The sequence below is a fragment of the Paenibacillus agricola genome, from assembly GCF_011440305.1.
Classification (GTDB): domain Bacteria; phylum Bacillota; class Bacilli; order Paenibacillales; family NBRC-103111; genus Paenibacillus_S; species Paenibacillus_S agricola.
Genome location: NZ_JAAOIW010000014.1, coordinates 146,377 through 157,302, shown reverse-complemented (window position 1 = coordinate 157,302; position 10,926 = coordinate 146,377). Strand labels below are relative to the sequence as shown.

The 10,926-nt window shown below is 46.9% G+C and carries 9 protein-coding genes; 5 read left to right on the top strand and 4 right to left on the bottom strand.

Annotated features, from left to right (window positions below; all coding sequences use genetic code 11):
* Positions 1-175 precede the first annotated feature (175 nt).
* From G9U52_RS29335 to G9U52_RS29320, 4 genes are all read left to right on the top strand, one after another.
* Positions 176-427 (top strand): acyl carrier protein, encoded by a 252-nt coding sequence (locus G9U52_RS29335; RefSeq protein ID WP_166154335.1) that lies wholly within the window; start codon positions 176-178, stop codon positions 425-427.
* A 6-nt stretch (positions 428-433) separates the two neighbouring features.
* A complete protein-coding gene (locus G9U52_RS29330; protein WP_166154333.1) occupies positions 434-1,633 on the top strand; it encodes a class-II aminoacyl-tRNA synthetase family protein in 1,200 nt (399 codons plus the stop codon).
* A gap of 135 nt (positions 1,634-1,768) precedes the next feature.
* Entirely contained in the window at positions 1,769-2,686 is a 918-nt protein-coding gene (locus G9U52_RS29325) for a hypothetical protein (protein ID WP_166154400.1), read from the top strand.
* A 123-nt stretch (positions 2,687-2,809) separates the two neighbouring features.
* Complete coding sequence (locus G9U52_RS29320; protein WP_166154331.1) at positions 2,810-3,961, top strand: MBOAT family O-acyltransferase; 1,152 nt, start codon at positions 2,810-2,812, stop codon at positions 3,959-3,961.
* Positions 3,962-4,191: 230 nt separating this feature from the next.
* Here G9U52_RS29320 and G9U52_RS29315 read toward each other — a convergent pair whose 3' ends face one another.
* Entirely contained in the window at positions 4,192-4,455 is a 264-nt protein-coding gene (locus tag G9U52_RS29315; protein ID WP_166154329.1) for a hypothetical protein, read from the bottom strand.
* 444 nt (positions 4,456-4,899) lie between these two features.
* Here G9U52_RS29315 and G9U52_RS29310 point away from each other — a divergent pair, with 444 nt between their 5' ends.
* The gene (locus tag G9U52_RS29310) at positions 4,900-5,868 is read left to right on the top strand and encodes a sugar phosphate isomerase/epimerase family protein (protein WP_166154327.1); all 969 of its coding nucleotides are present in this window, start codon (positions 4,900-4,902) and stop codon (positions 5,866-5,868) included.
* Between the two features lie 150 nt (positions 5,869-6,018).
* Here G9U52_RS29310 and G9U52_RS29305 read toward each other — a convergent pair whose 3' ends face one another.
* The 3 genes from G9U52_RS29305 to uvrA all read right to left on the bottom strand — a co-directional run bounded on the left by G9U52_RS29305 (position 6,019) and on the right by uvrA (position 10,887).
* Positions 6,019-6,237, bottom strand: a complete 219-nt coding sequence (locus G9U52_RS29305) for a hypothetical protein (RefSeq protein WP_166154325.1) — start codon at positions 6,235-6,237, stop codon at positions 6,019-6,021.
* A gap of 215 nt (positions 6,238-6,452) precedes the next feature.
* Positions 6,453-8,015, bottom strand: coding sequence for an amidase family protein (locus tag G9U52_RS29300; RefSeq protein ID WP_243767631.1), 1,563 nt, complete (start codon positions 8,013-8,015; stop codon positions 6,453-6,455).
* The gene (uvrA, locus tag G9U52_RS29295; protein WP_166154397.1) at positions 8,005-10,887 is read right to left on the bottom strand and encodes an excinuclease ABC subunit UvrA; all 2,883 of its coding nucleotides are present in this window, start codon (positions 10,885-10,887) and stop codon (positions 8,005-8,007) included. Before uvrA ends, G9U52_RS29300 begins: the two co-directional genes overlap by 11 nt.
* Between the last annotated feature and the right edge of the window lie 39 nt (positions 10,888-10,926).

Here is a 10,926-nt window from a genome sequence, read left to right as displayed (position 1 = left end):
AAATGCGATTTTTATGGGTCAAAAGGATCCCCAGCATCGTTTTAACCAAAAGATTCGCATTTTATCCTATTTTTCACCTGTTTAATGCTATTTTTCATCGTTATAATAGCATATTAGTGGTATACATCGTTTGCTACCTATACTCTTATCGCCATACTCAAGGAGGAACGCCCATATGCAAGACCTGCTTGCACAATTAGAAGCACATATACGCAATCGTTATGAAATTGAAGCGGATGATGATGAATTTACGGTGGATGTACACCTTTTTGATTACGGCTATGTCGATTCGATCGGCGCTACGGCGTTAATTGCTCATATCGAGCAAACCTACGGCATCCAGGTAACGAACCAGGATCTGATGCTGTATTCCATGAATACGGTGCAGGAAATTGCCGATTTTATCCAAAAAAAGACTGCGAGGTAATCATCTATGGAATGCAACGTATCCCTCGAGGGGCTGGCAGCTAGCCAGCATGGACAGCTTAAATACGCAGCCGCCTTTATTGACGAGCAGATTCGCGATATTCGGCTGGAGGATAATCATCTCTATATCACCCACGAATCACCCAAAGGTAACGAAGCGATCGAGAGCCAGGTTCGCCGTTTGATCGAGCGGTTTTCCAATGGAGATTTTGGATTTAAGGAAAATATTTTGTTCGAGCATAAGGTTGCTACTCCGTATGAGGGCGATATTATTGCGGAGCTTGTGGAGCTGAAAATCATTAAGGTGCTGGAGGCGGGCTTATTTATTTTCCGCGAGCCGTTTTCGAGCTTGATGCGTTTTTTCGATTATTCCTTTGTGACCAAAATCGGCAATCGTTTCGCCGGTATTAAGGAAGAATCGTACCCAGCCGTCATTCATTGCGAGACCCTTAACAAAACGAACCATTTTACTTCGTTTCCCGAGCATATCCATTTCGTGACCCATCTTCGTGAGGATCTGGACATTATTGAAGCCTTCTCCCAATCGATCCGCGATCATGGCGGCTGGAAACAGGATACACAGCTGGATTTAAATAAATCGATGCCGATGCCGAAGTTCACAATGAATCCTTCGACCTGCTATCACTGCTATGAAGGCTTGCAAAACGAAACACTGGAGGGCGACGGCATTATCGTTAGCGCCATTTCCAAATGCCACCGCTTTGAATCCCGTAACCATAGTGACTTTGGAAGGTTACTTGATTTCAGCATGCGCGAAATTATTTTTGTTGGCAAGCCTGAGTTCGTTAAAGAAAACCGTCTGCGCTCCATCGAATATATCAAAGAGCTCGCTGTTGAGTGGAATGTGGACAGTATGCTGGAAATCGCTAATGATCCTTTTTTCACGAATGAATTTCAAACCAAGGCTGCCTTTCAACGCAACCAAGAGATGAAATACGAGCTGCGCCTGAGCATTCCACATATCAAGAAGTCCATTGCGTGCAGTTCCGTTAATTTCCATAGCAACACCTTCGGCAATGCTTTTCAGATCAAAATGAGCAATAAACGTCCCGCCGTTACAGGCTGTGTAGGTTTTGGTATTGAGCGCTGGGTATTCGCCTTTTTGGCCCAATATGGGCTTGATGAAGCCAGCTGGCCGGAAACCTTCCGCGGGCAATATCATGCTTGGCAGCAAAAATCGCTGTAAACGTTGGTACGTTGTATGCGGGAGCTATAAGCTCTTTCAAATGGACTCAAACACTCGTTCTCAAAAAGGAGGGGAATGGTGCTCCTCTCATGATGTAAAGTCACGAGTTTCCGCACCATTAAGGCAATTATGAAACTGGTCACCTTCTTGCGCAAAAACAGCTTCGTGCTGCTGCTGCTTGCCACCTTCGTGCTTTCGGATGTCCTGGTTTCGATGTGGGACCCGATGGCTACGTCGCGCCGTTTTTATAAAAACGACTTTACCAAAACGCTTTACCACCACCAATGGCTGGACCACGGCGCTGTTTTTTACGGCAATTCATCGGTGACGGGCGCCTATATCGAGGAGCAATCGAAGTCCGGGTTAATCGAGCTAGGGCTTTCCTACGGCAAATTGACTGATCTAAAGGCCATGCTGGAGCAGCAATTGTTCCACGTGGAAAACCAGCTGGTGATTGCGATTGATGTCCATACGATGATCGACAGCCTGGAGACGGATCCGACTTACCAATGGTTCAAGCCCTGGTACCAGCCTTATGTGTATACCTACCGTGACTATATGCGCGATTCTGGCTCCGAGGCAGTCAGGCAGCTTTATCAAGGCATGCTCGAGTTGGATAGCTCCAAGCTATTCGCCTACGAGCCGCGCTGGATCGATAAGGAGCTCTACTTTGGCAGAAAGCCGGATGATGAGCTGAAGAAAAAATGGGATGATTACGAAGCACGCTTTGGCTGGATGTCGCAGCCCGACTATAAGGATAACCTTCAAGCTCTGGATTGGATTCTCCGCTATGCAGATGAGCATAAGCTTCCTGTCCGTGTGGTCTGGATGCCTTGGAATCCCGGCTTTCCACTTCCCAAATATATGCCTGGTCTGCAAGCAGATGTACAGTCCCGTTTATCGGGCCACCAGGTTCCGGTATTGGACTTGCTCAGCACCTATGATCCTGCGCTGTTTCACGACCTTGTCCATTTAAGCCGCGCCGAAGGGGCACCTGTATTTACTAAGGAGGTTGACGCATGGCTCCAATCGCTCGCAAAATCCTCGAAGTAATTCTGTACACGGCTATGCTGATTACGGTTCTGATCTATTTTACCGGTAAAGGACTGTTTATTTACGAGGGGTTCTAAAGCCTAAGCATGGCTCGGCCATCTTTCAATCAAGGGAGTACAGGTTATGTGGTATTTAAATATGAACGCAATCATGGCTATTAGCGGTATGATTGTGATTCTGGCGCTTACCCGCTGGTGGCCGAACAATAAACGGATATTGCTGCTGGCGTTCAACCTCAGTTTCTTGCTGGTGTTCAGTAAGAAGCTGTTTGTTTTTTACCTTGTTTATACGCTGCTGAACTATATCGGCTTTCGATTTTTATGCCAGACTGCTTCATGGCGCAAAAGCTGGTTCATTACGCTAATCGCATTAAATATTGCCGGTGTATCAGGCATGCGTTTGTATGGGATGCGAATTTTTGAAAATCCGCTGTTTGACACCGTGCTGCTGCTGGGCCTTATCTATAATGTGCTAAAGGTGATTGATGCGTATTATTTTGCTTATTTTATTGGCAAGGATGCCCGTGCCCCAGCTATTGATTACGCCAATTACATCTTATTCATCCCGACATTCACATCGGGGCCAATCCTTAAATTCCGTGATTTCATAGCGGATACGAAGCAGCCCTATAAGCTGATTGCACCTCAGGTTGAGGATAATGTAAAACGGATCATTCTGGGCCTGTTCAAAACAATCGTAATCGTCCCTTGGATGTCGGACATCTTTATCTCTATGCAGCAAGGCGAGCTTCACACCCATCAATCGCTGTTTCTGATGGTTTGGTTTTATGCACGTATTTTCTTCGATTTTTCAGGGTATTCGGATATTGCGGTCGGCTTTGGACGTTTGATGGGTTATAATATCCCCGAAAACTTTAAAAAACCGTTTCAATCGCCAACCTTAACCCAATTTTGGCGCAACTGGCATGCAACGCTGGGCGATTGGTTCCGCGACCATATTTTTATTTTCTTTTCACGTAAAACACCAAGTAAATGGACAGCGGCCAGCTTATCTATCCTGATTATGCTACTGATGGGGTTATGGCATGGCTTCAACTGGCTGTACTTTTTTTATGGGCTGTACCACGGCATTGTGATTGCGTTGGAAAATTTGCTTGGCAAATCAACGGTTAACAAGAAAAAGGTATCCCGCACTTATTTTCTTGCCCGTTGTGCGCTGACCCAGCTAATTGTCACCTTCTCTGTTATTATTTATAGCGGCAGCACGGAAACGGTTTTTAAAATTTACCGCGGCCTGCTCAATTGGCCTTTCTAGCTTCAGCCAAAAAAGCCTAGCTTTTTGATGTCGCTCATGACTCTCCGCTTGCTGGATACGCAGCTTATATAGCAACAGAACTGCAGAAAAAAGAGCCTCCTGTCCACTTACGTGGATAAGAGGCTCTTAAAAGTTAATGCCACAGTTAGTGGCTTCCGTCGATGGGTCAACACAGCAATTGGACTCGAGCGATCTTTTGAAGCTACTGCTGCTTTGGCTTCTTTTTTTCCTTATTTCTTTCCTTTAGACCGGGAAACGCGTGCTTTAGCACCTGCACTTCTTGTATTTCTATTGTGGCTGCTGACCGTACATACTTCATCCTTAACGGTACAAGCTACCATATGCTGCGGGATTGGGACACAATGGTGTCTATTCACGATTTCAACCGGATGGATAACAGGAACTATTTGTGGATAATAAAAATTACGGATCACTTGCGTTGGATCTGTATACACTGGACTCGCTTGAGGGCATTCAAAGTTGTTATATGACATTCGGATCATCTCCTTCTTCACGGATCATACACTATATGTGAAGTAGGTGTTTTCCACCTGTTCATTCGCCCTGATGCCACATTTTTTTTAGGTTAATGCCATCGCCTGCTGCCAATCATATACAGAACTGCTTCCAACCGCTTCATTCGAGTAAAGCTTATTTGGAGCAAAAGCCTTTTGCGGGAATATCCCCTTCGCTCAGGCAGAAAATCTATTTGTTGCTATAAGCTATACTTTCAGAATCTGCAACATTTAAAATGCCCCGCTTCCTGAGCTATAGGGATAATGCCTCTAAGCATTCGGCACCTGTATATCTACCACATTTGGTGAAGCTGCATGGCAACCGAACCTGTCTGCATCTTGCACTTTGAGTTGCCTGCAAACAATGCTATAATTTACTATAGTGCGTACACGCGTACATTTTCATTTTTTCGGAGGTGTCTTATGAAGTTAGGCGTATTTGCTGTATTATTTGCCCAGAAATCTCTTGAAGAAACACTCGACTACATTGCAGCCAAAGGCTTGGATGCGATTGAAATCGGTACGGGTGGTTACCCAGGCAATTCACATTGTGATCCCGTGGCTCTGCTAGCAGATGCAGGCAAACTGAGAGCTTTCAAACAAGCAGTTGAATCCCGTGGCTTAATCATCAGCGCGCTCAGCTGCCATGGCAACCCGCTGCATCCGCAGCAGCCTATCGCTCAAGACCATCACAATACGATTTTGAAAACGATAGAGCTGGCTGAAAAGCTTGAGGTCCCTGTCGTTAATACGTTCTCTGGCTGCCCTGGCGACCACGAGGGTGCGAAGTACCCGAACTGGCCTGTCGCTCCTTGGCCCAACGATTTCCAAGAAATTCTCGACTGGCAATGGACGAATAAAGTGATTCCTTACTGGACGGAAACCGGTAAATTCGCATCCGACCGCAATGTAAAAATCGGACTAGAACTACACGGCGGCTTCTCGGTACATACACCAGCTACGCTACTGCGCCTTCGCGAAGCAGCAGGCGACGTTATCGGCGCCAACCTTGACCCTAGCCATATGTGGTGGCAGGGGATTGACCCGGTGCAAGCCGTACAAATCCTCGGCCGCGCTAATGCAATCCACCACTTCCATGCCAAGGACACCTCGATCGACCCGATCAATGTGAATAAGCATGGCGTGACGGATATGCAGTCCTACACCTTGATGCTGGACCGTGCTTGGCAGTTCCGCACAGTTGGCTACGGCCACGATATGAAAACCTGGGCTGATATTATTAGCGCCCTCCGTTTGGTTGGCTACGACTATGTAGTCAGCATCGAACACGAAGATGGCCTGATGTCCGTAGACGAAGGCTTTACCAAAGCGGTGCAAAACCTGCAGCAAATTCTGATTAAAGAACCCGTTGGCGAGATGTGGTGGGTTTAAGCATTCGGTCTCATTTAACAAGTAAGCAAGCACAAAAATCCCGAGTTGCTCCATAGAGCGGCTCGGGATTTTTCTTATTGCAGTACTAGAGCCGGACACAAAAAAAAGAGTGCCCTTGAGCACTCTTCCTTGGACCCCGATTAGAAACCCTTACATTTTACCCATCCAGCTCATGACCATTACGGCATCCATAATGAGAAAAACAAGTAAGCTAATCCCACCAAAGCCGATGGCAAAAATATTTTTCTTAGGAGCCACCAGCAAACGTACGATACCAATAGCGATTACTATTGTGAAAAGAACAACGAACACGTCAAATCCATTAAAAGTGGATGCTGATGCTTGTGCTGCCTCTGCGGCTAATAACATCGAGAGACCTCCTCATAGTTACGAAATTGCTTATACTATATCTTAGCTTGACTAGCTTCCAAGTGCAAGTGATTTGCAGAAGTGTAACAACTTTGTCAACATTTCTGGCTTTACTCCACATTAGATGCTTACGAAAAGCTTTATTAACAGCCTCACACTTATAAAATGCCCAGTTCTGCTACATTTTATAACTCTAAGGCATGTTATTAGGTGCTCTATAATACCGGTGGGACCCGATGCATAGTTGCTTGTTCAAATTCATAGGCTACACGCAGCAAGACAGGCTCCGAATAAGCTTTACCCAGTAAATGGATGCCCATAGGGGAATTTGCTACAAAACCTGCAGGCACAGATAATATCGGATAGCCGGATTTGGCTGCTACCCTATAGCCTGAGGTTTCTGGAAATAGAAGCACATCCAATTGATGGACTTCCATCGCTTGGTCCACTCCGATCTTACGGGCTAAGTAAGTATCCTTTTCCATTGCCTTGAGGTATTCCTCGGGTGTTAAATTCGTCTTCTCCGAATCTATCAGCACATCTTGTCCAAATAACATAGCCTTGTCAGCCTGCTGCTCGTTATACGCTATTAATTCCTTTAAAGAGTGTACAGGATAAGAGGTTGGCAATGCTGCAAGCAATGCATCCATATTCCATTTAAACTGTTGGAGCACCACTTCGAAGGTCCATTGCAGGTCAGGGCTATGGATGGATGGCACCTCCACGACGAGCGCCCCTAATTCTCGGAGGTCTGCTACCGCCTGGTTCAGCAGCTGCTGCTTGCTGCTATCCAGCTTTGCATAGTCGTCCATGACCACTCCAATCGTGAACCCGCCTAATCCTTCTCTGTTCAAATACTGCGTATAGTCGTGGTTTTCCCACTCAGGGTCCGCCAAGCCTCCTCCTACCATAACACCTAATACAATCGCGGCATCTCTCACCGTCCTCGCCATTGGCCCAGCCGTATCCTGGGTTAACGAGGCGAGTATTAATCCATCACAGCTAACTAATCCCGTCGTAGGCTTGATCCCCACGATGGCGTTGAAGCTGGAAGGGCAAATGATCGACCCCGAAGTTTCGGTGCCAATCGCAACCGATGTTAAATTGGCAGCAACAGCAGCGGCACTCCCTGAGCTAGACCCCCCAATCGGAATGGTGCCTGGGCCATAGGGGTTTAATGTTTGTCCCCCTCTGGCAGAAAAGCCATGTGGCATTTGCCTAGACATGAATGCGGCCCATTCCGTCATATTCGTCTTGCCCAAGATCACGGCTCCCGCTTCGCGGAGCTTGCTTACAAGCAAGGCATCCTTGGATGCGTAAAAGTCAGATAACAGCCATGAACCGGCACTTGTACGTGTACGGTCTGCGGTATAAATATTATCCTTAAGCAGAACTGGAATCCCATGCATCACTCCCCGTGGTCCCTGTAGCTTCCGTTCTTGGTCAAGGGCAGCGGCATCTGATACAGCATCAGGGTTTAATTCGACAATGCTGTGGAGCATCACACCTTGCTGATCATGGGTTTGGATCCTTCCCAGATATAGCTGGACAAGCTGCTCTGAAGTTAGCATCCCTTGTTCCATACCCGCTTGTAGCTCGTCAATCGTGGCTTCTATCCATGCATGCTGCTGCAGCTTTAGCAAATGCTCCTTTTGCAATGGCTTCTTATCCTTTCCGATTTCATTAATCTTCATCGTATCATAGCCAAAAATCGCTTGGCTCTCTAAAGAAACCAAGCGATTCTGATCATCTACCTGCCTATACAAGCTAGATGGCATCTTCCATCAGCTTCTGCTGCTCTTCCTCGTAACCAATAGACCTTGCTTTATCGCGTTCAAGAATCGGCTTCAAATACTTGCCGGTGTAGGAGCCCTTCACCTTCACTACTTCCTCAGGTGTCCCAGCAGCAACGACCAAGCCGCCTTTACTGCCGCCTTCTGGACCCAGATCGATCATATAATCGGCTGTTTTGATAACATCCAGATTATGCTCAATGACCAGGACACTGTCGCCATTCTCGACAAGCTTATGCAGCACCTTCAGCAGCCGATCAATATCGTGGATATGGAGACCTGTCGTAGGCTCATCGAGAATATAGATTGTTTTGCCGGTGCTTCTGCGGTGCAATTCTGCCGCGAGCTTCACACGCTGCGCCTCGCCACCGGATAAGGTTGTAGCCGGCTGGCCCAGATCCATGTAGCCCAATCCTACTTCAAGCAAGGTATATAGTTTGCGATAAATACGCGGCACATTTTTGAAAAAATCGCAGGAGGCTTCGATCGTTAGAGCCAGTACATCAGAGATGCTTTTCCCTTTGTAATGAATCTCAAGCGTTTCCCGATTGTAACGTTTGCCTTTGCAAATTTCACAAGGCACATATACATCCGGCAGAAAATGCATTTCAATCTTGATAATGCCGTCACCACGGCATGCCTCACAGCGCCCACCCTTCACATTAAAGCTGAAACGGCCCTTCTTATAACCGCGTACCTTCGCCTCATTCGTCGAGGCAAACAAATCACGGATATCATCAAACACGCCTGTATAAGTTGCTGGGTTAGAACGTGGAGTACGCCCAATGGGGGACTGGTCGATTTCGATAACCTTGTCCACATGCTCAAGCCCCAGAAATTCCTTATGCTCACCTGGACGCACCTTGGCGCGATTCAGCTCTTTGGCTAATGTTTTGTAGAGGATCTCATTGATTAGCGTGCTTTTCCCAGAACCGGAGACGCCTGTTACACAAGTAAATACACCCAAAGGCAGCTTTACATGAACATTGCGCAAATTATTTTCCTTGGCGCCTTTGATTTCCAACCATTTGCCGTTAGGCTGCCTTCTGGTCGCTGCAATCGGAATAAATTTCTTGCCGCTTAAATATTGGCCGGTTAACGAATTTGGATCATCCATAATCTCCTGTGGCGTCCCTTGGGACACAACAGTACCCCCATGAATCCCTGCACCAGGACCAATATCGATAATATAATCAGCAGCCATCATCGTGTCTTCATCATGCTCGACTACAATCAGCGTATTGCCAAGGTCGCGCATATGCTCCAGCGTTTGAATCAGGCGCTCATTATCACGCTGATGCAGGCCGATGCTGGGCTCATCCAGAATATAGAGGACACCCATCAAGCTGGAGCCGATTTGCGTCGCTAAGCGAATCCGCTGCGCCTCGCCACCTGATAAAGTACCTGCGGCGCGGTGCAGGGTAAGGTAATCTAGACCGACATTAACCAGAAAGCCCAAACGTGCGTGAATTTCCTTAAGGATCAATTGGGCAATCTGCAGCTCTCTTTCCGTTAAGGACAAGGACTGGAACCATTCTTGTGAATCTCCAATCGATAATGAGGTAACGAAGGCAATGTTTTTGCCAGCTACGGTAACCGCTAGCGTCTCCGGCTTGAGCCGGTTTCCTTTGCACTTCGCACATGGCTTAGAGCTCATATAGCTTTGGATATGCTCACGGATGCCTTCAGAGAAGGTATCGCGAAAACGCCGCTCAAGGTTATTAATAATCCCTTCAAACGGCACCAAGGCTTCTTTTTTATGCCCCATGTCATTTACATAACGGAAACGCACTTTTTCACCGCCGGTGCCCTGAAGCAGCTTTTTCATTTGCTCAGGGGTTAATTCTGCTACCGGAATGGTGCGGGATATCCCGTAATGGTCACATACTGCCGCCAAAAATTGCGGATAATAATTGGAAGTGCTGCCTGCCCAAGCTTCAAAAGCACCTTGTTCAATCGACAATTGTGGATTAGGCACGAGCAAATCGGGATCAACTATCATTTTGCTTCCTAACCCATCACATTCCGGGCAAGCCCCGAATGGGCTGTTAAAGGAAAACATCCGCGGAGCCAGCTCTTCGATGCTGAAGCCACATTCCGGACATGCCAGATTTTGGCTAAACAGCAGTTCTTCCTGGTCCATAATGTCGACGAGTACCCGACCTTCACCCAGCTTGAGTGCGGTTTCCAAAGAATCTGCCAAACGGCTTTGGACGTCATCCTTTACGACAATTCGGTCAACCACAACTTCAATATTACTTTTTTTATTTTTGTCGAGCTCGATTTTCTCGGATAAGTCTACAATTTCGCCATTAATACGTGCACGTACAAAGCCTTGCTTATGAATATCAGCTAATAGCTTCGTATGCTCACCTTTACGGCCAGAAATAATCGGTGCTAATATTTGGATGCGTGTTTTTTCCGGATATTCCATAATCCGGTCAACCATCTGCTCGATCGTCTGCGCCGTAATCTCGATTTTGTGAATCGGGCAATGCGGACGGCCGATACGGGCAAACAATAACCGAAGGTAATCGTAAATCTCCGTTACGGTTCCTACTGTAGAGCGTGGGTTGCGGCTTGTCGTTTTCTGGTCGATGGAAATGGCTGGTGACAAGCCTTCAATAGAATCAACATCTGGCTTATCCATTTGCCCCAAGAATTGCCGTGCATAGGCGGACAGCGACTCCACATAACGTCGTTGGCCTTCCGCATATATCGTATCGAACGCCAATGAGGATTTGCCTGAACCGCTAAGCCCTGTAAGAACAACAAACCGGTCACGTGGAATTGTAACATCTATATTTTTTAAATTATGCGCTCGCGCGCCCTTAATCACAATATTGTCTCTGACCACGTGCATAACACCATCCTTTTGATTTCCATGGATAATCAG